Consider the following 24,736-nt stretch of genomic DNA (forward strand, 5'->3'; position numbering starts at 1 on the left):
TCAGCCGTTCAACTGCTCGCCTTTGACCGCCGCCACGAAGGAGGACCAGCCTCCCGCCGGGAACACGAGGGCCGGGCCATGCGGGCTCTTGCTGTCCCGTACGGGGACGACGAGGGGGGCGAAGTCGTCGGAGACCTCGACGCACGCGCCGCCGTCCTGGTTGCTGTAGCTGCTCCTGCGCCAGGTCGCAGTGCTCAGGTCGATGGGTCGCACGGCAGCTCCTCCAACATGCACAGGATGAATTTCCGCGACTCGGCCGGAGAAAGCGCCAGGTCACGCATCGCATCGTACGCACGTTGCATGCGCTCTAACGCCGCGCTGTCCTCGAAGAGCTCGCCCCCGTATCCGTGCTCCGTGTACGCCACGGTGCGTCCGCCCGGCAGCCGTAGGAACCACACGTCCGTACTCGACAGACCATGCAACCCGGCGCTTTGAGGGAGCACTTGAATCGTCACGTTCGACTGCTCGGCCATTTCACACAAGTACTCGAGCTGTTCTCGCCATGCCGTCGGGTCCCGCAGGGAGGTCCGGACGGCTGCCTCCGACAGGATCGTCCGGAACGGTGGCGCGTCCTCCCCCTCCAGCAGCATCTTTCGACTCATCCGGGCTTCGACCTGCTGGTCCAATTCCTTGCCCTTGTACCCACCCGACGCCAGTAGCTCCCGCGCGTACCCCGGCGTCTGCAACAACCCCGGCAGCACGCTCACCGCGAAGTGCCACAGGCTCACCGCCTCGGCCTCCAGCGTCATGTACCGCCGGTACCGCTCCTTGAACTGCGACTTGTCCCCCGCCGCCAGCTCCCACAGCGCCAGCAACAGCCCCGGCGTCTCGTAGAACGTGTCCAGGCCCTGGACGACGTCCGGGCTGCCCAGCGTCTCGCCCTTCTCCATCTTGCCGAACAGGGACCAGTCCCAGCCCACCCGTTCGCCGAGCTGCCGGAGGCTCAGCTTCCGGGCCGTCCGGAGTCTGTGCAGCTCCTCCGCGAACCGCCGGCGCGGCTCCTGGCTTCGGCCGCTGACCACTCGTCGCTGCGGCATTGCGTCGCCCTCCGCGTCGCTCGTACGGACCGACCGTGTGGAAGGTGTGGAACCGGCGCCGTGCGCCGCGGAAGTACTCCCCCGTCCACACCAGGCCCACTCGCGTCCGGGCACATCCTCGTCACACCTGGACTACGCAACGTAATCCACCGCACGTCAACGGGTCCGTGAAACGGCGGAACCGACCCACGAGGAGTGAACCCATGGCATCCACCCCGCGCGAACCGAGCACCACGCCCAAGATCCAGGAGGCCCTGGATGCACGGGACGCCCTCGCCGCCGCCCTCTCTCAGGCCGGGGTCCAGCTCCCCGCCATGGACATCCGCACCCCGTGGCCGGACGAGCGTGAGGGGGAGGCCTCCTACGCCCTCGTCCACCTCGGGGTCTGCTCCGCGCCCGTCGCCCACGCGCTCGCCGAAGTGATTCTGAACGGGCTCACGCGGTGACCGGTGAGGACCACGACCTCCCCGATGTGGGGGCGGTCGCCCTCGACACCACCCGCAACCTCGTCGGCCGTGTCACGAGCACGGACGGCCCGTGCCTCCGGCTCCGTCCGCTCGTCGGCGGCGTCCCGTGGGACGTAGCCCCGGCGGACCTCCACCCCCTCACCGGCGCGGAGCTGCTGAGCGCCCTCGTCGCCGAGGCCAACGCGCGCAGTCGGCGCGGCAGCGGTAACGGGTCCTCCCTTGGCCTGAACCTGACGGAGTCCGGACCAGCACCCTCCACATGATGCACACACGGTCTTAAGATGGCCGGAATCATCCGAGCGGCCCGCCGGGCTTCCGTTCCGCCCCCGCGGACTTCGAGGACACGCCCCCACCCGCACGAGCGTCGTTTCGTGCTGCCTGGGGGCATTTCTTGCTGTTCCGTGAGTCCGCCGCGTCCGTGGCCGCCCGTACGCTCGAAGGGTCGTTGGCGCTGCTCCTGGTCGAGAACTTCCGGCACAAGCACAGCCACCAGCCCGGCAATTCGGAAGTGCGGTCCTGGAAGCGCAGCCTTCCCGCCCTGGCCAACGCCCTCGTCGAGGCCGGGCTCGGGGAGGTCGAGGTCCTGATCGAGTACGGGCTGCCGCTCACCAGCAAGCGGGCGGACGCGATACTGGCCGGCGTCCACCCCACCACCGGTGAGCCGTCGTACGTCGTCGTGGAGCTCAAGCAGTGGAGCGAGGCGCACCCCGAGGAGGACGACCCGGTCCTCTGCCGGATCGACGCCTACGCGCATCCGGTGCTGAACCCGATCGAGCAGGTGCGGGGCTACTGCGAGTACCTGCTGTCCTTCAACGGCGCGGTGGAGCGGACGCCCGAGGCCGTCGCCGGCGTGGCCTACCTGCACAACGCCACCGAGTTCGGGGTCGGGTCGCTGCGGTCCGTGCCCGAGACGCTCCACGGACGCATGTACACCGGCGAGGAGCGCGGCGCGTTCATCGACTTCCTGCGCTCGCGCCTCGCCCCCAAGTCCGGCGCCGAGGCCGCCGACGTGCTCCTCCAGGGCAAGGTGCGGCCGTCCAAGCAGCTCATGAGCGTCGCGGCGGCCGAGGTGCGGGACCGCGAGCAGTTCGTGCTGCTCGGCGAGCAGCGGATCGCCTACGAGCTGGTGATGTCGGCCGTGCGCAAGGCGCAGCGGTCGAACCACAAGGAGGTGATCGTGGTCACCGGCGGGCCCGGGTCCGGCAAGAGCGTGATCGCGATGCAGTTGCTCGGCGAGCTGTACCGGCGCGGGGTGGCCGCCCTGCACGCGACCGGGTCGCAGTCGTTCACCAAGACGATGCGGAAGGTCGCGGGGGCGCGGAAGCCCGAGGTGCAGAAGCTGTTCAAGTACTTCAACAGCTTCATGGAGGCCCAGCCGAACGACCTCGACGTGCTGATCTGCGACGAGGCGCACCGGCTGCGGGTGACCTCCGCCAACCGCTACACGAAGGCCGCCCTGCGGACCGGCCGTCCGCAAGTGTCCGAGCTGATCGACGCGGCCAGGGTGCCGGTGTTCCTGCTCGACCAGCACCAGGTGGTGCGTCCGGGCGAGATGGGGACGAAGGAGCAGATCCGGCAGGCCGCCGCCGAGCACGGACTCGAGTGCACGGTGGTGGAGCTGGACGACCAGTTCCGCTGCGGCGGCAGCGACGCGTACGTGCGGTGGGTGGCCGACCTGCTCGGCCTGGAGGGCGGGGAGCCGACGGTCTGGGAGCCGGACGGCAAGGTGCGGCTCCGGGTCGCCGACACTCCTCAGGAGCTCGAGGATTTCCTGGGCAAGCGCCGCGACGAGGGCTACGGGGCCCGGATGTCGGCCGGTTACTGCTGGAAGTGGACGACGAAGATCACTCCGGACATGCAGGAGCTGCCCGCCGACGTCGTCATCGGCGACTGGGCCCGGCCGTGGAACCTGTACGGCGACCGGTCGGTGCTCGGGGCTCCGCCGGCACCTCTCTGGGCGACGGACAAGGCAGGTTTCGGACAGGTGGGCTGCGTGTACACGGCGCAGGGCTTCGAGTACGACTGGTCCGGCGTGATCATCGGGCCGGACCTGGTGTGGCGTACGGACCACTGGGAGGTGGACCGCACGGCTTCCAAGGACCCGTCGTTCACCAAGGCCACCCCGGACGACCACATCGACCGTCTCGTCCGGAACACCTACAAGGTGCTGCTGACCCGGGGCATGGTCGGCACGATCGTGTACTCGACGGATGCGGAGACCCGGGAGAAGCTGCGGTCGCTGATCCCGTCGGTGCTCGACGCGTAGACGACGCCCGTTCCGGCTCGACCACCGGTGCCCGAAAACGGTCATCCGTTGTCAGACCGACGCCATACGATCGGACGAGCGTCAACCATCCGTACCACCAGCAGCACACGCCCGTCGGAGAGTGAGATCGTCAATGGCCCAGCAGCCGCCCCTGCTCCGTGACGTCATCGACATCAAGGAGTCCATTTCCACCTCGGACTTCGTTCTCCAGCTCTCGGAGGCGACGACTCCCGAGGGCGCGGAGCGCGCGCTGCGGGACTACGTGGTCACGGAGCGCCTCCTCGAGAACTTCGACGAGGCGCTCGGCCTGATCAAGTCCGCACTTGACGGATTCACGTCCAAGGCCGCCTACCTCCACGGATCGTTCGGTTCGGGTAAGTCGCACTTCATGGCCGTGCTGCACGCCCTGCTCAGCGGCAGCCCGGCCGCCCATGGGCGGGGGGACTTCGACCCGGTGCTGACGAAGCACGAGTGGCTCGGCACGGACGGGAAGAAGTTCCTGCTCGTCCCGTACCACATGCTCGGGGCGAAGGCCCTGGAGCAGCGGGTCCTCGGCGGCTACGTGAGCCACGTCAAGAAGCTGCACCCCGAGGCCCCGACGCCGCAGGTGTACCGGACGGACTCCCTCTTCGAGGACATCCGGTCGATGCGGGCGCGCATGGGCGACCAGGCGGTCATCGGCGGTCTCGCCCCGGTGGACGGAGACGGGGAGACGGCAGGCGCGGGAGAGGACGAGTGGGGGGAGTCCCTCGCCTGGACGTGGACGCCGGAACTGCTCGACACCGCGCTGGCCGCCGAGGAGGTCCACGAAGGCGGTCAGGCGCTCAACCTGGTCCGCCCCTCCACGCCTTCGGAGCTGCGGGCGCGTCTCGTGCGCGACGCGAGCACGAACCTGCTGCCCGGTTTCGCGAAGAACGCCGCCGAGGACGAGCACGGGTTCATCTCCCTCGACGCCGGTCTGTCCGTGATCGCCGAGCACGCCAAGGGGCTCGGTTACGACGGTCTGATCCTGTTCCTCGACGAGCTGATCCTGTGGCTGGCAACGCTGATCCACGACCAGAAGTTCGTGGCCCGCGAGGCGAGCAAGATCACCAATTTCGTCGAGGGCGGCGATGCCCGCCGCGCCATTCCGGTGGTCTCCTTCATCGCCCGCCAGCGCGACCTGCGCGAGCTCGTGGGCGAGGAGGTGTCGGGAGCGGCCGAGTCCTCCATCCAGGACACGCTGAACCTGGCCTCCGGCCGGTTCGACAAGATCACCCTCGAGGACCGCAACCTTCCCCAGGTCGCCCACGCCCGTCTCCTCCGGCCGAAGGACGCGGACGCGGCGGCACTCGTGAAGGCGGAGTTCGTCAAGACGCGCAAGATCCGCCAGGAGGTCTGGGACACCCTGCTCGGTTCCGACCGGGGCGCGGACGGCGTCGGCGCGGACGAGGAGAGCTTCCGGCTGACGTACCCCTTCTCGCCGGCCTTCATGGACACCCTCGTGCACGTGTCCTCCGCGCTCCAGCGCAACCGCACCGGCATGAAGCTGATGGGCCAGCTCCTGGCCGACCACCGCAACGAGCTGCGACTCGGCGACCTGATCCCGGTCGGTGACCTATATCCCCTGATCACCGCGGGCGGCGACAAGCCGTTCACGGACAGCCTGAAGGTCGTCTTCGAGGCGGCGGACAAGCTGTACAAGACGAAGCTGTACCCCTACCTCCTCCTCACGCACAACGTCTCGGAGGAGGACGTCGAGAAGTACACCAACCGCCCCGACGACATCACCGACCCGGCGCTGCGCGGCCGGATCAAGCTGTTCATCGGCGACAACCGCATCGTCGGCACTCTGCTGCTGTCGGCGCTCGCCCCGAGCGTCCCCGCCCTCTCCGAGCTCACCATCCGCCGGCTGTCGGCCCTGAACTACGGCTCGGTGGTCGCCCCGATCCCCGGCCGCGAGTACGGCATCCTGAAGAACAAGATCGCCGAATGGGCGGGGCGCTTCCCGGAGATCAAGGAGACCGGTACCGAGGCCAATCCGGGTGTCCGGCTCGAGCTGTCCGGCGTCGACGTGGACTCGGTCATCGCCAACGCCAACGTCAACGACAACCCGGGCAACCGCGCCGCTCTCGCCAAGCGCCTCCTCGCCGAGGAACTCGGAATCACCCAGGGCCAGCTGATCGATGAGCTGAACCTCGTCTGGCGCGGCACCGAGCGCAGTGTCGAGGTCGTCTTCGGCAACGTCGCGGACGAGGACGAGCTGCCCGACCACGACCTGATGCCCCAGCTGGACGGCCGCTGGCGCATCGCGATCGACCTGCCCTTCGACGAAAGCGAGTACGGGCCGGTCGAGGACGCCAACCGCATGCGCCGGCTGCGCGAGAAGCAGGGCGAGCCGTCCCGTAGCGTCGCCTGGCTGCCCACACACCTCTCCAGCCAGCGCTACGCGGACTTCCGCCGCCTCGTCGTGATCGACAAGGCGCTCGCGGACGAGCAGCGCTTCGACGGCCAGTACGCGGGTCACCTGAGCGCCGACAACCGGGCCCGGGCCAAGGGTCTCCTGGAGACCCAGCGGGAGACGCTGCTCAAGAACGTCAAGGCGGCCTTCAAGCAGGCGTACGGACTCGCCGAGAAGAAGGCGACCGACGTGGAGCTGGGCTTCGCCGACCACCTCCAGTCGCTGCGCGCGGTCGACGGGCTGACGCTCTCCTTCGGCCAGTCCCTGCGCGACGGGATCCGGCACATCGCCGGCAAGCTGCTCGCGAACCAGTACCCGGACCACCCGGACCTCGACCCCGACGGCACCGGCACGGCCGTCCGGCCGGCCGACGCCAAGAAGGTCTTCGGTCACGTCCGGACGGCGGCCGAAGCCCGCGACGGACGTGCCGAGATCCCGTCGGCCGACCGGAACCTGATGCGCAGGGTCGCCGTACCGCTGCAGCTCGGCCGGCAGAAGGAGGCGTACTTCGAGCTCTCGCGCTACTGGACCGACCACTTCCAGCAGCTCGCCCGCGAGCAGGGCGTGACCGGGGACCTCAGCCTGATCACCCTGACCGACTGGACCGACCGGCCGACTCCGCGAGGGCTGCCCGCCTTCCTCGTCCGTCTCGTCGTGGCCTCGTTCGCCGAGATGGACGACCGGGTGTGGGTCCGCGCGGGCGTGCCGCTCGACCCCGCGCCCGGGCTGCACGAAATCAAGGACCAGGACTCCCTGCGCAGCCAGCCGCTTCCTTCCGAAGGGGACTGGGACACGGCCCGGCAGCGCTTCGCCGCAGTCTTCGGGGACCCGGCGCCCACGCTGCGCCGTGGCCGCATGGTGAATCAGTTGGCCCGGCAGATCGCCGAGGCGGCCAAGGCCTACCTCCCGGACGCCCGTCAGCTGGTGGCGGAGCTGGAGCAGCACGCGGCCTTCCTCCAGTTGGACGAGACGGTGGAGACGGGACGCCTGGCCATCGCCCGCCGGGCCGTGGAACTGCTCGACGTGCTCACCCGGTCGGCCGGCCAGGGGGCCGCAGGAGCCAGGAAGACGGTCGAGGCACTCGCCACCTTCGACTTCGGTACCGTGAGCCCCGACCGTTTCGGTACGTCCGTCAAGCAGGCCGGCGAGGTCGCGCGGGCACTGGCTTCGACGTCCTGGAGCACCCTCGATCTGGCCTCTTCCGAGGGGCCCGAAGGGGCGGCGCTTCTCGATTCCCTCCGTAACGTCGCCCGCAGCGACCAGCGCACCGGCAATCTGAAGGACGCCCTCGCCCAGACGCAGCGCGAGGTCCTGGCACTGGTGAAGCGCAACCGGGCGGTGAGTCCCCCTTCGCCTGCTCCGGCTCCCCCGGCCCCTCGTTCCGGCGACGTGGACCTGAACACTCCGAGCAGCCACCCTGCCGTCCCCGAGGAGAACCGGTCGACCGCTGCTGCCGGCGGCACGACCGGTCGGGTTCGCCGGTCCGGTGGCGGGCGGACGACCGCTGTGCGCGCGGTGGCAGAACTTCAGGCCGAGATCGCCGAGCTGGCCGCCCAGGAGCCCGGAGCCATCGTCGAGATCACCTGGCGGGTCGTCGAGTCATGAGCACACTCGCCACCGGCACCATCGCGGTACGGCTGAACCTCGCGACGATCACCCAGTACCTGTCCGCCCAGACGTCCCTCACCGACGCGCTCACCGGCCGGGGCAGGCGCCGGGCCGTTCTGCTGCGCTCTGCTCCGCAGTGGGAGGGGCCTGGCGCACCCGTGTGGGGTGAAGGGCAGACTGCCCGCATCACCGCGGCACCGTCCCCGCTCGCCGTGCACGAGTTGGTGCTCGACCACCTCTCCGACCGGGCGGACGGTCCTGCCGTGCTCGTCGTCCTCACGGACCGGGAACAGAACGAGCTGGACCCGGCGGTCCTCGCCCGTGTCCACAAGCAGCGCGTCGACGCGGTCGACAGCTGGGACGTGGTTCGTGACGCCTTCGGCGCCCACCAGATCGATCCGCGGCTCAAGGAGGACAACTGGGCCGCAGAAGCACTGCTGGACGCGGCCCCTCCCTCGGGCTGGCCGCGACTCGGCGGCGGACTGCTGTCCCGGTCCATCGCGCTGTCGGCTCTCGCCCTGCGGCGCCTGCGGCTCGGCTCCTACCGGGACGAACACGAACTCGGTACGCGTGATCACACCGTGGCGACAGGCGGTCTGGACATGCACGCCCTACTGGGTTGGTCGCTGACGGCAACGGGGCCCGAACGATTCCTCGAGCTGCGCGGGCCCGAGCGATCCGGCCTCGTGTCGTTCCTCGGCGAGCAGGACCAGGCCGGGCTCGCCGGGCGGGCACTCCTCGCGCTGGTCGAGGCGGAGCACGGGCCGGACGCCGTCGCCTTCGGTCTGGTGTGCTCCGCGCTGTGGTGCCATGCCGAACCCGACGCGGCCACGTACACCGCACGCGGTCGCGCCGAACGGTGGTTCGGGGACCGGCCACCGGCCGAAGGGGAGCAGTTCGACGCACTGGCATCGGCCTTCGGCCGGGCGGCGGAGGAGTACGTCACGAGTCTGTTGACGAGGGCGGCACGGACCGCCGGTGACGGCTCGGATGATGCCCGTGAGGCCCGTCGGATCAGCGACACGGTTCTGGATCGGGCATCAGCGCTGGTGCGCCAGTTCGGTTCGGAGGCCGCGGCGCAGAAGAGTCCCGTCCTGTCCGCAGGCTTGGAAGCCGGGTTCACAGCCGTGGGTCGAGCTCTGGCGGCACGTGAGCCGGAGCCAGTCGCCGACGCGGTGCGCGCTCTGGAGAAGCACCGGCGCGCCGACGGTCCCGAACACCGAGCCCGGATCGAGCGGGCCAGGATGGGACAGCGGCTCGTCCAGTGGTTGGCCACGGAGTCGGTCGTCGAGCACCGGCCGGTGTTCGACGCCCTGCAGGATCACGTCTCGGAGACCGGTTGGGTGGACCGTGCTCTCGAACACATCGAGGCGGGCGGCGACTCCGATCCGGTGCTCGCCGCCGCGTACAGTGCCCTCGCCGCTCGGGTGCGTGAACGGCGCCGCGAAATCGACCGCGATTTCGCCCGCACGCTCGCCGTCTGGACGGCCTCGGGCACCGGCCCCGGCACGGGACTGACCGTGGAGTCCTTCCTGGAGCGGGTCGTCAAACCCGTCGTGAAGGGCGCCGGCGACAGGCGGGTGCTGCTGCTCGTCCTGGACGGCATGAGTGCGGCCATCGCCACCGAGCTGGGCGAGGAGCTGCGGGCCTCGTGGGCGGAGTTCGACCCGGTGGAGGACGGAAGTCCGCGCCGTCGTGCCATGGCCGCCGCCCTTCCGACGCTGACGGCCGTTTCCCGCACCTCGCTCTTCGCGGGCAGGCTCATGCAGGGGTCGCAGAAGGACGAGATCCAGCTCTTCCCGCGGCTTCCGCTCTGGGGCGGAGCACCCGCCGCCGTCTTCCACAAGGACGATCTGCGCGCCGACAGCGCCGGCGAGACGTTCGGGCGGGGGCTCACCGAAGCCCTCGCGGACGGCCGCACACACGTGGCAGTGGTCCTCAACGCCATCGACGATCGGCTCGCCAAGGAGCAGAAGCTCGGCGACGGGGCATGGGAAGCCGCGCACGTCCCCGGTCTGCTGGACCTGATGCGGGTGGCGGCGGAGCAGGGCATGGCCGTCCTCCTCACCAGTGACCACGGGCACGTGGTCGACCGGCACGGCGAGAAGGTCCCGGCGGAATCACCGCTGTCCGCCCGCCACCGGGCCCCGGGCGGCGACACCGCCCCCGTGGAGATCGAGTTGCGCGGGAGCAGGGTCGTCGCCCCCCTCCCCGGGGGCTCGGTCGTCGCTCTGTGGGACGCCGATTCCCGGTACACGGCCAGAAAGGCCGGCTACCACGGCGGGGCGTCGCTCGCCGAGTTCACCATTCCTGTCCTCGCCTTCCTCCCCTTCGGTGCCACACCCCCTCCGGCGTGGCGAGAGCTGGGAGACCAGCGGCCCGCCTGGTGGCACCTGGAGGAGCGAGTGCGTCGTCCCGACGAAGTCTCGGCATCCGGGCCGGTCACCCCTGCGAAACGAGCCGTCCGGCAGAAACCGAGCAAGGAGCAGGAGCGTCTGGCTCGTACTCACGACTCGCTGTTCGACGTTGCTCTCGTTCCGGCGGCGGACCATGAGGACGCGCTGGTGAGTGCTGCTGTCGTCGACCCCGACGACGCACTCGTCGAGGCGCTCTTCTCGTCGGACACATTCGAGGGCCAGAAGGAACTGCTTGCGCGCAAGCCCCCGATGGAGAAGGTGAAGCAGGCGATCCGTGCCCTGATCGATGCCGGCGGCACGCTTCCCGTGACGGCTCTGGCCCAACGGGTGGCCTACCCGGCCACCAGGGCCGACGGGTTCGCCGCCATTCTGCGCCAACTCCTCAATTACGACGGCGTGCAAGTCCTGGAGACCCTTCCCGACGGCAGGACGGTTCGACTCGATCTTCCTTTGCTACGCGTCCAGTTCGATCTCGACTGACGGCACGCACCTCCGACCCCCACCGCCCCTCGTCACGATGAGCCAGGAGCCATGAGCGCCAACGACCGTGTATTGATCAACCAGATGATCGAAGAGTGGCGGAACGCCCGTACCGTTCCCCTGTCGTTCGACGCGGCTTTCGAACGGTTCGCGAGCGAGCACGCTCTGCACGGGTTCGGTCTGTCTGAGGAGGAGATAGAGGCAGGCATCATCGGCGGTGGGAACGACGGCGGCATCGACGGTGCGTACGTATTCCTGGGCGGGCGGCTGCTGCACGAGGACAGCGAGGTCTTCCAGCACTCCTCGGCCGCCTCGCAGGTGGAGGCCGGGACGCAGCTGACGCTGTGGCTGGTCCAGGCCAAGACGAGCCAGACCTTCTCCGAGTTGGCGCTGGACCGCGTGTCCGCCACCTGCAAGGACCTCCTCGACATGGAGGTCGACGAGGGTTCCGCGGCCATCCTCTACAACGAGGACCTCCTGGGCCGCTTCAAGCTGTTCCGGGAGGCATTGAAGCGTCTCGCACACCGCCACCCGACCATGCTGATCAAGTTCTCGTACGTGACGCGCGGCGAAGCGTCCGAGGTCCACGTCAAGGTGCAGACGAAGGCCAAGCTCCTGGAGGCCCAGCTCACCCAGGCATTCGCGATCTCGACGGGTGAGGTCGAGTTCCTGGGTCCCGCCGAGCTCTGGAAGCGGGCCAGCACCCTTCCCTCGTACACGCTGGAGCTTCCGTACCGCGAGAGCATCACCCACGGCACGAGCCACATCGCCCTGGTCGCCCTGGGCGAGTACATCGACTTCCTCAGTGACGAGACCGGCACGATCAAGTCGCACATCTTCGACTGGAACGTCCGCGACTACCAGGGCAACGTGGAGGTGAACCGCGAGATCACCGCGTCCCTCCAGAACGCGGACGCGCCCGAGTTCTGGTGGCTCAACAACGGCATCACGATCGTGTGCTCCCAGGCCACGTCGGTCGGCAAACGACTCAGTCTCTCCGACGTGCAGATCGTCAACGGCCTCCAGACCTCGTACACACTCCACGAGACTCTGCGCGAGCTGTACTCCACGGAGCCGAGCGACCCCGTCTTCGAACGGCTCGTCCAGGTGCGCATCCTCGTCACGGCCGACCAGGCCGCTCGCGATGCCGTGATCCGCGCCACCAACCGGCAGACCAGCGTTCCCGTGGCCTCCCTGCGCGCCACCGACGACATCCAGCGCCAGATCGAGTCCTACTTCTTCGAGCACGAGTGGTTCTACGACCGCCGCAAGAACTTCTACCGGAACCAGGGCAAGCCGACCGACCGCATCGTCAGCATCCCGCTGCTCGCCCAGTCCGTGATGGCGATGGCCCTCGGGCAGCCGGATCACGCACGTGCCAGGCCGTCGAGCCTGCTGAAGTCGGACACGGACTACCGGCGGGTGTTCTCCGAGAAGACCGAGCTCCCGGTGTACCTGTGGCTCGCCAGGGCTCAGCGTCAGGTGGACGAGTTCCTCCAGACGGCCTCGGAGCCGGTCTCACGATCCGAGTACACCAACCTGCACTTCCATCTCGCCATGCTCGGTGCCGTCGACCTGATGGGCCGCGTCTTCAACAGGCCGGACACGCTCGGCAACGCTGCCCGGGAGGACATCTTCCCCACTCCCGCACGGCTCGAGTCGCTGTGGGCGTCCCTCCGGGAACAGTTCGAACTGTTCCAGAAGGAGAAGCAGTGGGGGCCGGACAAGACCGCGAAGAGCGCCGACTTCGTCGGTCACCTGACGACGGCTCTCGGCTACGGCAGCCTGCGTCGCCGATGACTCGACCGGGTGCCCGCCCCGAAGTGGATGGGACAATGGCCGGGTGAGTGCTCCTCGTCCCACCGTCGTATCCGCCGCCCGACGCCGTACCGCCATCGACGCCCTCCGGCGCGGGGCGGTCCCCGACAGCGGCCTGGATCTGCTGGCCACCGGGCTCGACCGCTTCGAGTCCGCGCTCGACGCGGAGCTCGACGCGGTCGCCTCCGGTGCCTCGGTCTTCAAAGCCGTGCGCGGCGAGTACGGCTCCGGCAAGACGTTCTTCACACGCTGGCTGGGCGAACGCGCCAAGCAGCGCAATTTCGCCGTCTCCGAAATCCAGATCTCGGAGAACGAAACACCGCTGCACAAACTGGAGACCGTCTACCGGCGCCTCACCGAGCGACTGGCGACGGCAAGCTTCCCGCCGAGTGCCCTGCGCCCCGTGGTCGACGCCTGGTTCTATGCCCTCGAGGAGGACGCCCTCGCCGCCGGCGTGGACGAGGAGGACCTGACCGGGGAGGTGGAGCGGCTCCTGGCCGCCCGGCTGACGGAGGTGTCGCGTCATGCTCCGTCCTTTGCCGCGGCTCTGCGTGGCTACCGGTCCGCGCTGGCCGACGGCGACGAGGCCACGGCGGCGGCGGTCCTCGCCTGGCTCGGTGGTCAGCCGCACGTGGCCGCGACAGCCCGGCGCTCCGCAGGTGTACGGGGGGACCTCGACCATTTCGGTGCCCTCGGCTTCCTGCAGGGGTTGCTGACCGTGCTGCGGGACTCCGGCCACCGGGGGCTCTTCGTCGTCCTCGACGAAGTGGAGACCCTCCAGAGGGTCCGGTCGGACGCGCGCGACAAGGCGCTGAACGCTCTCAGGCAGCTCATCGACGAGGTCCATTCCGGCCGCTTCCCCGGCCTCTACCTCGTCATCACCGGGACGCCCGCCTTCTTCGACGGCCAGCAGGGCGTACAGCGGCTCGCGCCGCTCGCCCAGCGTCTGGCCACGGACTTCACGACCGATCCGCGCTTCGACAACCCACGGGCGGTACAGCTACGCCTGACCGGGTTCACCCAGGAGTCGCTGACCAGCCTCGGCGTGAACATCCGCGACCTGTACGCCTCCGGTGCTGCGGCGCCGGAGCGCATCACCACACACGTCGACGACGCGTACATCGCCGATCTCGCCCGTGCCGTGGCCGGGTCCCTCGGCGGGAAGGTCGGCGTGGCACCTCGGCTCTTCCTGAAGAAACTGGTCGGGGACGTCCTCGACCGCGTCGACCAGTTCGAGGACTTCGATCCGCGTCAGCACTACCGGCTGACCGTGACGAGCACGGAACTCACTGACGTGGAACGGAACCTGGCCTCCGCGTCCTCCGCCGACGGCATCCACCTGGAGCTGTGATGCCGGACGGCATCGATCCCGTGAACCGGCTCGACCCCGTCGTCCTCCACCACGTGGTCAACACCCTCGGCTGGCCGGACCTCCGGCCTCTCCAGCGCGCCGCCATCGATCCCGTGATGAACGGGGAGGACGCGGTGCTGCTCGCCCCCACTGCCGGCGGAAAGACCGAGGCTGCCTGCCTCCCGCTCCTCTCCGCCATGTCCACCCAGAACTGGACCGGCACGTCGGTCCTCTATCTGTGTCCGTTGAAGGCCCTGCTCAACAACCTGGTAACGCGCATCGACGGATACGCGCAGTGGCTCGGCCGCTCGGCCGCCCTCTGGCACGGCGACACCAAGGAGTCCCAGCGGCGTCGTATCCGCACCGAGCGGCCCGACATCCTGCTGACCACGCCGGAGTCACTGGAAGCCATGCTCATCGGCGTGAAGACCGACCACGCTCATCTGCTCGGAGGCGTCAGAGCCGTCGTCGTGGACGAGGTCCACGCCTTCGCCGGCGACGACCGCGGTTGGCACCTGCTGGCCGTCCTCGAGCGCCTGGAACGGGTGACGGGGCGCGCCATCCAGCGGATCGGGTTGTCCGCGACCGTCGGCAACCCGCAGCAGCTCCTGACGTGGCTGCAGGGAGCCAAGGCCGGGCGGCGTCCCGGCAGTGTCGTGGCCCCGGGCCTGTCTCCCACCGCTCCGGTGTCACCGCCACCAGGAGACGTGGAACTCGACTACGTGGGTTCCCTCGACAACGCAGCCAAGGTCATCGCCGCCTTGCACCGAGGTGAGAAGCGGTTGGTCTTCTGTGATTCCAGACGCCAAGTGGAGGAACTGGGCGCGGCCCTTCGGGCACGCGACACCACGGTGTTCCTCTCACATGCGTCCTTGTCAGCCGACGAGAGGGCCAGATCCGAGCAGGCGTTCGCCGAAGCGCGCGACTGTGTCATCGTCGCCACTTCCACCCTGGAACTGGGTATTGACGTCGGCGACCTCGACCGGGTCATCCAGATCGATTCCCCCGCCACCGTCGCCTCCTTTCTGCAACGCATCGGTCGGACGGGCAGACGTTCCGGTTCCACCCGTAACTGTCTCTTCCTCGCAACCCGCAAAGAGACTCTGCTGCAGGCTGCGGCGCTGCTCCTGCTCTGGGGCCGGGGATGGGTCGAACCCGTCGTTCCGCCTCCTGAGCCTCGCCATCTCGTGGCTCAGCAACTCCTCGCCGTCACGCTGCAGGAACACAAACTGGGCGATCAGTTGTGGCCGGACCAATGGAACGGCCTCGTACCCTTCGATCGTTCAGCTGCCCCTGTACTTCGCCACCTCGTGGAAGAAGGCTTCCTCGATTCCGACGGAGGAATGCTGTTCATCGGCCCGGAGGCCGAGCACAGGTTCGGGCGACGGCACTTCATCGAGTTGACGGCCTCCTTCACCGCACCGCCTCAGTTCACCGTTCTGTCGGGGCGCACCGAAATCGGCAGAATGGATTCCACCGTCCTCACAGAAGAACGGCCGGGGCCGCGCAGATTGCTTTTGGCAGGCCGCAGCTGGCAGGTGACGTTCATCGATTGGGGACGGAAGAGGGTCTTCGTCGAACCGGTCGAGAACGGCGGAGTGGCGAAATGGTCGAGCGGGTCGGTCGCGGGGCTGTCGCACTCCCTCACCCGCGCCATGCGTGAGGTCCTTCTCGGTGCGGACCCGCCTGTGAGTCTGACCCGTAGGGCTGAGGTCTGCTTGGAGGAATGGCGCGTCGAGGAAGCGCCGTACATGGTCCACCCCGGCGGCACTCTCGTGGTGCGTCAAGGAAACGACGTGCGATGGTGGACGTGGGCGGGCTACCGCTCCAATGCGACACTCGGTGCAACGCTGGGATCGATCGCCGATCCTGTCCAACGTCCGACGGACTGCTACGTCCGACTACGGGAAGACCTGACCCAGCACATGTGGAGGAGTGCCCTCAAGGCTGCTGGATCCGGGCCTGCCCTAGTTCTTCCTGACGTCGATCAGCGCGCGGTGGCAGGCTTGAAGTTCTCTGCCGCCCTACCCTTGCGCCTTGCTATGGCAACGGTCGCGGCAAGACTCGCCGACTTCGAAGGAGCACGCGCAGCACTGTCGGAGCAGACCAGGTTCCAGCAGAAGTAGTTCGTGCCGACTGCAATAAGCCCTGACTGAAACGCCGCGGCACCTGCACCGGCTCAGGAAAACGCCGGAGGGTGCGAGGCACCGCGGCGGTCGTGTCAGCGGGACTTCGGCAGGCGCAGGTCGGTGCAGCCGTGGCGTTCGGCCGAGCGTTTCGCGAACTCGTGGAAGGCCGGGAGGCCGAAGGTCTCCTCGCCCTTCTCGCCGGGGAGCCGGACGGTGGCCGCCTGGGGCGGGGTGTAGCCGGTGAACAGGGCGCGTTCGGTGTCGCCGGGGCAGCGGGCGGTGGCCCAGAGGGTGCCGCCCCGCGCGCCGGCCTCGCCGGTGACGTCGCGGACGCGCCCCTCGCGTCGGCCGGTCAGGGCGTACGGGCCGAAGCGGGCGGTGAAGGAGTAGCGGTCGTCGAAGTAGTGGGAGGCCGCGACCTCGCAGACCTCGTACACGGCGGACCGGTCGACCGCGGTCTCCCGTACGGTGTCCAGCCGCCGGTCGCGGGCGAAGGGCAGGCCCGCGCAGGTGCCGTCCGCGCGGTCGGTCGCCTCGTCGCCGGTGACCTCGGGCAGGGACGCGAGGGGCTTCCCCGTCTCGGGCTCGCAGCCCCAGTGCCCGGCCGCCTTGACCGCCGTCGCGAGGGCGAACCGGGTGCCGAAGAGGTGGTCGGTCCCGTCCCACATCATCTCCGGCTTCGCGAACACCGTCTCCACGTCCCTCTCGCTCAGGGGGGAGACCATGCCGACCGTCACGGCGACCCGGTCCGCGCTTCCCCGGCAGCCGAGCAGGACCCGTGCCGAGGAGCCGTCGATCCAGCCCCGCCAGCCCCCGCCCAGCGGGACGGGCAGCAGCACCTCGTCCCGGAGCGGCGGCAGGGCGTTCCTCAGCTGCTCGGGGCCGGGATCGCCGCCGGGCAGGAGCGCCACCACGACCTCCCGTCCCGGCGTGCCCAGCCGGCAGGTGTGGGCGTCCTTCCGCGCGCCGTGGTCGCCCCGCAGGGCGACGTGGTGTCCGAGGCCGTCGAACAACGGGCCCTTCTCGTGGGCCAGTACGCCTCCGCAGTAGGTCTTCATGGCCTCCTCGAAGCGCCAGCGGGCCGCCGTGTCGCTCTCCCGCCACCAGATCCACGTCGCCAGGAGACCGAGGGCCAGCACCCCCGCCGTCCACGCCGTCCCGCGGACCACCGTCCTGCGCATCAATGCCCGTCCCCTTCGTGAAGGGTTCCGAGGATATCCAGGGCGTGTTTCCGCCGATCCCGGCATACCCCGGCGGTGGGCCCGGAGGCGGGCCTACGATCCCGCCGTGGACTCGTACCCGCCTCCCTCCGCGCCCCCGCCCGCCGTACGGCCCTGGTGGCGGCGGCCGGTGTTCGTCGTCGTCGGTGTGCTCCTGGTGTTCGGGGGCGGTCTGCTGTTCTTCGGGGATCCGTCCGGGGAGCCGGGGAGGGTGCCCGGGGAGGCGAAGGGCGGGGGCCGGCCGGGGGGCTCCCCCTCCTCCGTCGCGGCCACGGGCACTCCCTCCGTGACTTCGACGCCCGTCGGGCCGCCCCGGCTCGTGGGGAAGGTGCTCAGGGAGGCGCGGGAGGTCGCCTCCGGGGCCGGGTACGACGTCGTGACGCACGACGCGTCGGAGAAGAACGCCGGGCAGTGGGACGCGGACGGATGGAAGGTGTGCTTCCAGACGGCGGCCGGGCAGCGGGGCGGGGAGCGGCCCGTGCTCGACCTCGGGGTGGTGCGCGTCGACGCTCCCTGTCCCGGCGCGGACGGCGAGGAGATTCCCTGGCCGTCGATGCCGGGCGTCGCCGGGGCGGACTTCTTCAAGGCCGGGGAGATGCTGGAAGCGGTCGGGGTGAGGAAGGTGCGCCCGGAGAGCGTCTACACCGACGTCACGCTGCCCGCCGACCCGAGCACCTGGAGGGTCTGCTTCCAGGAGCCCGCGCCGGGCCGGCGGATCGAGAACCCGCAGTACGCGACCGCCTACCTCAAGCTCGCCCCGCCGGACGCGGGCTGCCCGGACACGCCGTACGCGCGGTTGCGGCCGGAGCCGACGTCCTAGGGGTGTCCGGTGGGCAGGCCCTAGGGCCTGTCCGGCGGATCAGGGTCGGGTGGGACGCGGCGTCTGGTGCATGGGGCCTCCCCGGGCCCGCAGGGCCCAGGGGAAGCATCGCAAGGCGCCGGAGCGGCTCGACAGCGGAGCTATCGGGGCGTTTCGGCAACGCGGCGAGGTGCCGTGCCGGGCGCCGCGTCCCCGGCCATGATCCGCCGGGCAGGCCCTAGCCGCCCGGCATCATCCCCGCCCCGCCCTTCAGGCGTTCGATGTCCGAGGGGCGGACCTTGATGACGAAGAGGGCGACCAGGGCGCCGACCACGGCGAAGACGGCCGCCGTGACGAAGCCCGCCGAGACGCCGGAGGTGAGGACCTGGTCGCTCCAGGGCGGGGGGAGCTGGCCGGTCTCGGCGAAGCGGGCCTTCTCCAGGGGGCCCGCCTGGGAGAGGAAGGCCGGGACCTGCTTCTCGGCCTCGTTGCGGCTGGCCGTGCCGAAGACCGTGACCAGGATCGACAGGCCGAGCGAGCCGCCGACCTGCTGCATGGCGTTGAGCAGGCCGGACGCGGCGCCCGAGTCGCGCGGTTCGACGTTGGAGAGGGCCATGATGGTCAGCGAGACGAAGATCAGGCCCATGCCCATGCCGAAGACCAGGATCGGGCCGAGGATGCTCCCCAGGTAGGTGGAGTGCACGTCCGTCAGGGTCAGCCAGGACAGGCCCGCCGCCGCCAGGACCGAGCCCGTCACCATGAAGGGCTTCGGACCGTACCGGGGCAGCAGGTTGGACGTGAGTCCGGCGCCGACCGCGATGATCGCGCTGACCGGCAGGAACGCGAGCCCCGCCCGCAGCGGGCTGAAGCCGAGGACCTGCTGCACGAAGAGCGTGAGGAAGAAGAACATGCCGAAGATCGCCGCCGCCAGACAGAGCATCATGGCGTAGGTGCCCGAGCGGTTGCGGTCGGCGAACATGCGCAGCGGGGTGATCGGCTGCTGGGAACGGCGCTCGACCAGGATGAACGCGGCCAGGAAGACGACCGCCGCGACGAACGAGCCGATCGTGTACGGGTCGCGCCAGCCCTTGTCCGCCGCGCGGATGAACCCGTACACCAGGGCCACCATGCCGATCGTCGAGGTGAGCGCGCCGGTGAGGTCGAAGTGGCCGGGGCGCCGCTCCGACTCCTTGACGTGCCGGGGCGTCAGGAAGGTGATCAGCAGGGCGATGGGCACGTTGACGAAGAAGATCCAGCGCCAGTCGAGCCACTGGACGAGCATCCCGCCCGCCACCAGGCCGATCGCGCTGCCGCCGGCCGAGACGGCGGCGAACACGCCGAAGGCGCGGTTGCGTTCGGGGCCCTCGTCGAATGTCGTGGTGATGAGGGAGAGCGCGGTCGGCGAGGCGATGGCGCCGCCGACGCCCTGGAGGGCGCGGGCGGCCAGGAGTTGCCACTCGCTCTGGGCCAGCCCGCAGAGGAGCGAGGCCAGTCCGAAGAGCAGCACGCCGAACATGAAGACCCGGCGGCGGCCCAGGATGTCGCCGCAGCGTCCGCCGAGGAGCAGGAGGCCGCCGAAGGTGAGCGTGTAGGCGTTGACGACCCAGGCCAGGCTGGTGGTCGAGAAGTCCAGGGCGCTCTGGATGTGCGGGAGCGCGATGTTCACGATCGTGATGTCGAGGACGACCATCAGCTGGCAGGAGGCGATCACGAACAGGGCGATGCCCTTGCCGTCTCCTCCGCTTCCGCGCGGTGCGGTCGCCGTGGGAGCCGTCGGCTTCGGGGTGCTAGACATGAGCGGTCATGGCGCGTAACGCCCTCACGTGAGGGAGCCGTGGGCCGGTCGGCCCACCTTTTCGACACTAAGCCCGGCCCGGAAGGGCGACCAGTCGATCAAGCGTGCGCGGGCTCGTCCAGGACGGCGAAGCCGTCCAGCTCCACCAGGGCCTGCTCGTCCCAGAGGCGTACGACTCCGATCACGGCCATCGCCGGGTAGTCACGGCCCGCCAGCCTCCGCCAGATGCCGCCCAGTTCACGGGCGTGGGCGCGGTAGTCCTCGACGTCGGTGGCGTAGACGGTGACCCGGGCGAGGTCGGCGGGGGTGCCGCCGGCGTGGCGCAGGGCGGTGAGGAGGTTGGCGAGGGCGGTGGTGAACTGCTCGGGGAGGGTCTCCCCCACGACCGTGCCGTCGGAGTCGAGCGCGGTCTGTCCGGCGAGGAAGACGAAGCGGGTGCCGGTGGCGGTGACGGCGTGGGAGAAGCCGGTGGGCGGGGCGAGGTCGGCGGGGTTGTGGCGGTGCAGGCTCATGGGGCCGGCTCCTTCCGGGGGGAAGCGTGTCCCTGTTCCCCATGGTGACGGACTTCCTCGCGGTGACGGGCGTACAGCTCCTTGGCGATGATCGTGCGCTGGACCTCGGTGGCCCCCTCGTAGATCCGGGGCGCGCGGACCTCGCGGTAGAGGTGTTCCAGGAGGTGGCCGCGCTGGAGGGCGGCGGCGCCGTGCAGCTGGACGGCGGAGTCGACGACGTACTGGGCGGTCTCGGTGGCGAGGAGCTTGGCCATGGCGGAGCGCCGGGGCACGTCCGGGTCGCCCCGGTCGTACGCGCTCGCCGCCGCGTGGACGAGGAGGCGGGCGGCCTCGGTACGGGTGGCCATCTCGGCGATCCGGTGGGAGACGGCCTGCAGGTCGGCGAGGACGCCGCCGAAGGCGGGGCGGTCGGCGGTGTGGGCGAGGGCCGCGTCGAGGGCGGCCTGGGCCATGCCGACGGCGAAGGCGCCGACGCTGGGGCGGAAGAGGTTCAGGGTGTCCATGGCGACCCGGAAGCCCCGGTCCGGGGCGCCGAGGAGGTCGTCGGGGCCGACCGGGACGCCGTCGAAGGTGAGGGTGCCGAGGGCGTGCGGGGCGAGCATGTCGAGCGGTTCGCCGCCGAGGCCGGGGCGGTCGGCGGGGACCAGGAAGGCGGTGACGCCCCGGGCGCCGGCGCCGGGGGTGGTGCGGGCGAAGACGGTGGCGAAGTCGGCCTCGGGGGCGTTGGAGATCCAGCGCTTCTCGCCGTGCAGGTGCCAGCCGCCGCGTCCGTCGGGGACGGCGTCGAGGGCGAGCGCGGCGGCGTCGGAGCCGGCGTCCGGCTCGGAGAGCGCGAAGGCGGCGACGGCCCGGCCCGCGGTGGCTTCGGGGAGCCAGCGGGCGCGCTGGGCGGGGGTGCCGTGGGCGGCGACGGGGTGGGTGCCGAGGCCCTGGAGGGCGAGGGCGGTCTCGGCCTCGGTGCAGACCCGGGCGAGGGACTCGCGCAGGAGGCAGAGGTCGAGGGCGCCGGCCTCGAAGAGGCGGGAGAGGAGTCCGAGGTCGCCGAGGGCGGCGACGAGGGGGCGGTTGACCCGGCCGGGTTCACCCCGGTCGGCGAGGGGCCTCAGGCGTTCGGCGGCGAGGGTGCGGAGCTCCGCACACCAGGTGGTCTGCTCCGGATCGAGCGAGAATGCGGGCATGTGGGCCCTCTCCGGCGCCCTCGGGCGCCCTCGTCACGGCGCTCTGCGGCGCCTCCGTCCCGGCGGCGCCTTGCGGCGCCCCGGTCGTTGCGGTGCCGTGCGGCCGCCCCGTCGTAGTGCCGCTTTCCGGCGGCCTCGTCGTAGCGATGCCGTCCGGCGCCCCCGTCCCGGCGGGTCGGGATGTCCTCGTACCGGCGGTGCCTTCCGGCGCTCCGGTCGTCACGATGCCGTGCGAGGGCCCGGTCGTAGCGGTGCCGCCCGGCGCCTCCGTCACGGCGGGCCGGGGTGTCCTCGTCCCAGCAGTGCCGTGCGGCCGCCCCGTCGTAACGCCGCTTTCCGGCGGCCTCGTCGTAGCGATGCCGTCCGGCGCCCCCGTCCCGGCAGGTCGGGGCATCCTCGTCCCGGCCCCCACCGGCACCCCCGTACCGGAGCCCTCCTGGGCTCGTGGTCCGGCGCCCCTCAAGGTCCCTGCGGAACCGGCATCGGGCACCGCCTCCTCCGGGTCGGCGCCCGGCGGCGGCGGCCCCGTACCGGCCTCCCACGGCAGTTTCCCCACCGCACCTCCCGACGCTCCCGTTCCGGCGGCCCCGGTCACCCATGTCGCGGACCGTTGACTGTCGTCACCGACACGATACGCTCGTGGAGCTACGGGCGACCCCACCACGACAGGGGGACGGACTCATGGAGCTGACACCCTCGGCGCACCTCGACACCTTCGCCCGTGACCGGCTGCCGCCGCCGGAGCGGTGGCCGCGGATCCTGCTCGACGGGCTTCCGGAGCTCGCGTACCCCGACCGGCTCAACTGCGGGGCGGAACTCCTCGACCGCACGGTGGAGCGGTTCGGTGCCGACCGGCCCGCCTTCCACGACGGCGAGGGCGGGGTCTGGAGCTACGGGGAGCTGCTCGACCGGGTCGACCGGATCGCCCACGTCCTCACCTCCGACCTGCGGCTCGTGCCCGGCAACCGGGTGCTCCTGCGCGGGCCGACCACCCCCTGGCTGGCCGCCTGCTGGCTCGCCGTGATGAAGGCCGGCGGGGTCGCCGTCACCGTTCTGGCCCAGCAGCGCGCCCCCGAGCTGGCCGTCATGGCGGAAGCGGCCCGCTGCACCCACGCGCTCTGCGACGCCCACTCCCTCGACGAGCTCCTCGCGGCCCGGATCCCCGGGCTCCGGATCACCCCGTTCGGCGGAGGGGGACCGGACGACCTGCTCGCCCTCGCCGCCCGCCGCCCCGGCCCGTACGAGGCGGTGCCGACCGCCGCCGACGACGTGGCCCTCGTCGCCTTCACCTCCGGCACCACCGGACGGCCCAAGGGCTGCGTCCACTTCCACCGGGACGTCCTGGCCGTCGCCGACACCTTCTCCGCGCACGTCCTGCGCCCGCTGCCCGACGACGTCTTCGCCGGTTCGCCGCCGCTCGCCTTCACCTTCGGCCTCGGCGGGCTCGTCGTCTTCCCCCTGCGGGCCGGGGCGAGCGCGGTCCTCCTCGAACAGGCCGGTCCGAAACAACTCCTCGCCGCGATCGAGCGGCACCGGATCTCGGTGCTCTTCACCGCCCCGACCGCCTACCGGGTCATGCTCGACGAGCTGGCCCAGGGCACCGCCCCGGACACCGGCTCGCTGCGCCGCTGCGTCTCGGCCGGGGAGAACCTGCCGGAGGCGACCTGGCGGTCCTGGTACGCCCGCACGGGCCTGCGCCTGATCAACGGCATCGGCGCGACCGAGCTGCTGCACATCTTCCTCTCGGCCGCCGACGGCGACATCCGCCCCGGCACCACCGGCCGCCCGGTCCCCGGCTGGCACGCCAGGGTCGTCGACCGGGAGGGCCGGGAGGTCCCGGACGGTGAGGAGGGGCTGCTCGCGGTGCGCGGCCCGGTCGGCTGCCGCTACCTGGACGATCCGCGCCAGGCCGAGTACGTGCGGGACGGCTGGAACGTCACGGGCGACACGTACGTCCGCGAGCCCGACGGCTGGTTCCGTTACGTCTCCCGGGCCGACGACATGATCATCTCGGCCGGGTACAACATCGCGGGACCCCAGGTCGAGGAGGTCCTCCTCGACCACCCCGACGTCGTGGAGACGGCGGTGGTGGGCCGCCCGGACGAACTGCGCGGCCAGGTCGTCGTTGCCTACGCGGTGGTGCGGGACGGGGTGCCGCGCGACTCCAGCACGGCCGCCGCGCTGCGCGCCTTCGTGCGGGCCCGCCTCGCCCCGTACAAGTCGCCCCGCGAGATCGTCTTCCTGGACGCGCTGCCGCGCACGGCGACCGGCAAGCTCCAGCGCTTCCGGTTGCGGGAGCCGGTGTGACGCCGCGTCCGGCGGCGGCGCCCGGCGTGACCTCGTCTGACGTGTGCACATCCCCCGCACCCACCGCCTAAAGTGATCACGTGGCCGAGCAGCACACCCCCCGATCCCTGATCGTCTCCCTCTACGGCGCGTACGGGCGTACGTCCGACGACTCGCCGACGCCGGTGGCCGCGCTCGTCCGGCTGCTCGCCGTCCTCGGCGTGGACGCGCCCTCGGTGCGGTCCTCCGTGTCGCGTCTGAAGCGGCGCGGGCTCCTGCTGCCGCGCCGGACGGCGGACGGGGCCGCCGGATACGCCCTCTCGGAGGACGCCCGCCGGCTCCTGGACGACGGCGACCGCCGGATCTACGCCCGGAGCGAGCCGAAGCTCTCCGAGGGCTGGGTCCTGGCCGTCTTCTCGGTGCCCGAGGCCGAGCGGCACAAGCGGCACCTGCTGCGCTCCCGGCTCGCCCGCCTCGGCTTCGGGACGGCCGCGCCGGGCGTCTGGATCGCGCCCGCCCGCCTGTACGAGGAGACGCGCAACACCCTGGAGCGGCTCGGGCTCTCCCCGTACGTGGACCTCTTCCGGGGCGACCACCTGGGGTACGCGGCGACGGCGGAGGCGGCGGCCCGCTGGTGGGACCTGCCCGCCATCGCCGCCCTCCACGAGGAGTTCCTGGCGGCCCACGAGCCGGTCCTGCGGGCGTGGCGGGAGACCCCGGGCGACCCAGGGGACGCCTACCGGGACTATCTGCTCGCCCTCGACTCCTGGCGCCGCCTGCCGTACGCCGACCCCGTCCTCCCGGCCGAACTCCTCCCCGACGACTGGCCGGGCCGCCGCTCGGCGGAGGTCTTCGCCGCCCTGCACGAGCTGCTGCGGGACCGGGGCGCGGAGTTCGTACGGCCCTTCCTGGCCGGGTACGGCGGATAGGGCG

17 protein-coding genes are annotated in these 24,736 nt (G+C 70.8%); 11 read left to right on the forward strand and 6 right to left on the reverse strand.

Going from position 1 to position 24,736, the window contains the following annotated elements; all coding sequences use genetic code 11:
- Entirely contained in the window at positions 1 to 213 is a 213-nt protein-coding gene (locus ACIQD7_RS04400; protein ID WP_402439258.1) for a DUF397 domain-containing protein, read from the reverse strand.
- Positions 195 to 1,037 (reverse strand): helix-turn-helix domain-containing protein, encoded by an 843-nt coding sequence (locus ACIQD7_RS04405; protein ID WP_402439261.1) that lies wholly within the window; start codon positions 1,035 to 1,037, stop codon positions 195 to 197. The genes ACIQD7_RS04400 and ACIQD7_RS04405 overlap by 19 nt, the downstream gene beginning before the upstream one ends.
- Before the next feature lie 203 nt (positions 1,038 to 1,240).
- Between ACIQD7_RS04405 and ACIQD7_RS04410 the strand changes: the two genes are divergently transcribed.
- The 8 genes from ACIQD7_RS04410 (at position 1,241) to ACIQD7_RS04445 (ending at position 16,010) form a co-directional block, all read left to right on the forward strand.
- Positions 1,241 to 1,483, forward strand: coding sequence for a hypothetical protein (locus ACIQD7_RS04410; RefSeq protein ID WP_402439263.1), 243 nt, complete (start codon positions 1,241 to 1,243; stop codon positions 1,481 to 1,483).
- A complete protein-coding gene (locus ACIQD7_RS04415; protein ID WP_402439265.1) occupies positions 1,480 to 1,767 on the forward strand; it encodes a hypothetical protein in 288 nt (95 codons plus the stop codon). Before ACIQD7_RS04410 ends, ACIQD7_RS04415 begins: the two co-directional genes overlap by 4 nt.
- A 128-nt stretch (positions 1,768 to 1,895) precedes the next feature.
- Positions 1,896 to 3,770 (forward strand): DNA/RNA helicase domain-containing protein, encoded by a 1,875-nt coding sequence (locus ACIQD7_RS04420; RefSeq protein ID WP_402439267.1) that lies wholly within the window; start codon positions 1,896 to 1,898, stop codon positions 3,768 to 3,770.
- Between the two features lie 133 nt (positions 3,771 to 3,903).
- Positions 3,904 to 7,815, forward strand: a complete 3,912-nt coding sequence (locus ACIQD7_RS04425; protein ID WP_402439269.1) for a DUF6079 family protein — start codon at positions 3,904 to 3,906, stop codon at positions 7,813 to 7,815.
- Complete coding sequence (gene pglZ / locus ACIQD7_RS04430) at positions 7,812 to 10,715, forward strand: BREX-2 system phosphatase PglZ (RefSeq protein WP_402439271.1); 2,904 nt, start codon at positions 7,812 to 7,814, stop codon at positions 10,713 to 10,715. The genes ACIQD7_RS04425 and pglZ overlap by 4 nt, the downstream gene beginning before the upstream one ends.
- 51 nt (positions 10,716 to 10,766) lie before the next feature.
- Positions 10,767 to 12,515 (forward strand): AIPR family protein, encoded by a 1,749-nt coding sequence (locus ACIQD7_RS04435; RefSeq protein WP_402439273.1) that lies wholly within the window; start codon positions 10,767 to 10,769, stop codon positions 12,513 to 12,515.
- 43 nt (positions 12,516 to 12,558) lie between these two features.
- Positions 12,559 to 13,884 (forward strand): BREX system ATP-binding protein BrxD, encoded by a 1,326-nt coding sequence (brxD, locus tag ACIQD7_RS04440; RefSeq protein ID WP_402439275.1) that lies wholly within the window; start codon positions 12,559 to 12,561, stop codon positions 13,882 to 13,884.
- Complete coding sequence (locus tag ACIQD7_RS04445; protein ID WP_402439277.1) at positions 13,884 to 16,010, forward strand: DEAD/DEAH box helicase; 2,127 nt, start codon at positions 13,884 to 13,886, stop codon at positions 16,008 to 16,010. The genes brxD and ACIQD7_RS04445 overlap by 1 nt, the downstream gene beginning before the upstream one ends.
- Before the next feature lie 95 nt (positions 16,011 to 16,105).
- Here ACIQD7_RS04445 and ACIQD7_RS04450 read toward each other — a convergent pair whose 3' ends face one another.
- Entirely contained in the window at positions 16,106 to 17,194 is a 1,089-nt protein-coding gene (locus ACIQD7_RS04450) for a hypothetical protein (protein ID WP_402439279.1), read from the reverse strand.
- Positions 17,195 to 17,300: 106 nt separating this feature from the next.
- On the opposite strand from ACIQD7_RS04450, the gene ACIQD7_RS04455 reads away from it, so the two are divergent.
- The gene (locus tag ACIQD7_RS04455) at positions 17,301 to 18,053 is read left to right on the forward strand and encodes a hypothetical protein (protein WP_402439281.1); all 753 of its coding nucleotides are present in this window, start codon (positions 17,301 to 17,303) and stop codon (positions 18,051 to 18,053) included.
- 217 nt (positions 18,054 to 18,270) lie between these two features.
- On the opposite strand, the gene ACIQD7_RS04460 is transcribed toward ACIQD7_RS04455, so the two are convergent.
- The 3 genes from ACIQD7_RS04460 to ACIQD7_RS04470 form a co-directional block, all read right to left on the reverse strand.
- Positions 18,271 to 19,827, reverse strand: coding sequence for an MFS transporter (locus ACIQD7_RS04460; RefSeq protein WP_402439283.1), 1,557 nt, complete (start codon positions 19,825 to 19,827; stop codon positions 18,271 to 18,273).
- 98 nt (positions 19,828 to 19,925) lie between these two features.
- Positions 19,926 to 20,339, reverse strand: coding sequence for a RidA family protein (locus ACIQD7_RS04465; protein ID WP_121832529.1), 414 nt, complete (start codon positions 20,337 to 20,339; stop codon positions 19,926 to 19,928).
- Positions 20,336 to 21,517, reverse strand: coding sequence for an acyl-CoA dehydrogenase family protein (locus tag ACIQD7_RS04470; RefSeq protein WP_402439285.1), 1,182 nt, complete (start codon positions 21,515 to 21,517; stop codon positions 20,336 to 20,338). The genes ACIQD7_RS04465 and ACIQD7_RS04470 overlap by 4 nt, the downstream gene beginning before the upstream one ends.
- A 681-nt stretch (positions 21,518 to 22,198) precedes the next feature.
- Here ACIQD7_RS04470 and ACIQD7_RS04475 point away from each other — a divergent pair.
- Both ACIQD7_RS04475 and ACIQD7_RS04480 read left to right on the forward strand, forming a co-directional pair.
- Positions 22,199 to 23,824: an AMP-binding protein gene (locus tag ACIQD7_RS04475; protein ID WP_161372021.1), complete on the forward strand. Its 1,626-nt coding sequence runs from the start codon at positions 22,199 to 22,201 to the stop codon at positions 23,822 to 23,824.
- 80 nt (positions 23,825 to 23,904) lie between these two features.
- Positions 23,905 to 24,732 carry a PaaX family transcriptional regulator C-terminal domain-containing protein gene (locus ACIQD7_RS04480; RefSeq protein WP_402439288.1) on the forward strand — a complete coding sequence of 276 codons (828 nt, stop codon included), beginning with the start codon at positions 23,905 to 23,907 and terminating at the stop codon, positions 24,730 to 24,732.
- The last annotated feature ends 4 nt before the right edge of the window (positions 24,733 to 24,736 follow it).

Origin of the sequence: Streptomyces sp. NPDC093071, from assembly GCF_044754545.1 — a bacterium.
Classification (GTDB): domain Bacteria; phylum Actinomycetota; class Actinomycetes; order Streptomycetales; family Streptomycetaceae; genus Streptomyces.

What these genes read in the sequence shown, in the direction of transcription:
- ACIQD7_RS04460 (WP_402439283.1), bottom strand. Translation starts at nt 19,827, where the DNA reads ATGTCTAGCACCCCGAAGCCGACGGCTCCCACGGCGACCGCACCGCGC.
- ACIQD7_RS04425 (WP_402439269.1), top strand. Translation starts at nt 3,904, where the DNA reads ATGGCCCAGCAGCCGCCCCTGCTCCGTGACGTCATCGACATCAAGGAG.
- ACIQD7_RS04450 (WP_402439279.1), bottom strand. Translation starts at nt 17,194, where the DNA reads ATGCGCAGGACGGTGGTCCGCGGGACGGCGTGGACGGCGGGGGTGCTG.
- ACIQD7_RS04475 (WP_161372021.1), top strand. Translation starts at nt 22,199, where the DNA reads ATGGAGCTGACACCCTCGGCGCACCTCGACACCTTCGCCCGTGACCGG.
- ACIQD7_RS04410 (WP_402439263.1), top strand. Translation starts at nt 1,241, where the DNA reads ATGGCATCCACCCCGCGCGAACCGAGCACCACGCCCAAGATCCAGGAG.
- ACIQD7_RS04465 (WP_121832529.1), bottom strand. Translation starts at nt 20,339, where the DNA reads ATGAGCCTGCACCGCCACAACCCCGCCGACCTCGCCCCGCCCACCGGC.
- ACIQD7_RS04470 (WP_402439285.1), bottom strand. Translation starts at nt 21,517, where the DNA reads ATGCCCGCATTCTCGCTCGATCCGGAGCAGACCACCTGGTGTGCGGAG.
- pglZ (WP_402439271.1), top strand. Translation starts at nt 7,812, where the DNA reads ATGAGCACACTCGCCACCGGCACCATCGCGGTACGGCTGAACCTCGCG.
- ACIQD7_RS04435 (WP_402439273.1), top strand. Translation starts at nt 10,767, where the DNA reads ATGAGCGCCAACGACCGTGTATTGATCAACCAGATGATCGAAGAGTGG.
- ACIQD7_RS04405 (WP_402439261.1), bottom strand. Translation starts at nt 1,037, where the DNA reads ATGCCGCAGCGACGAGTGGTCAGCGGCCGAAGCCAGGAGCCGCGCCGG.
- ACIQD7_RS04445 (WP_402439277.1), top strand. Translation starts at nt 13,884, where the DNA reads ATGCCGGACGGCATCGATCCCGTGAACCGGCTCGACCCCGTCGTCCTC.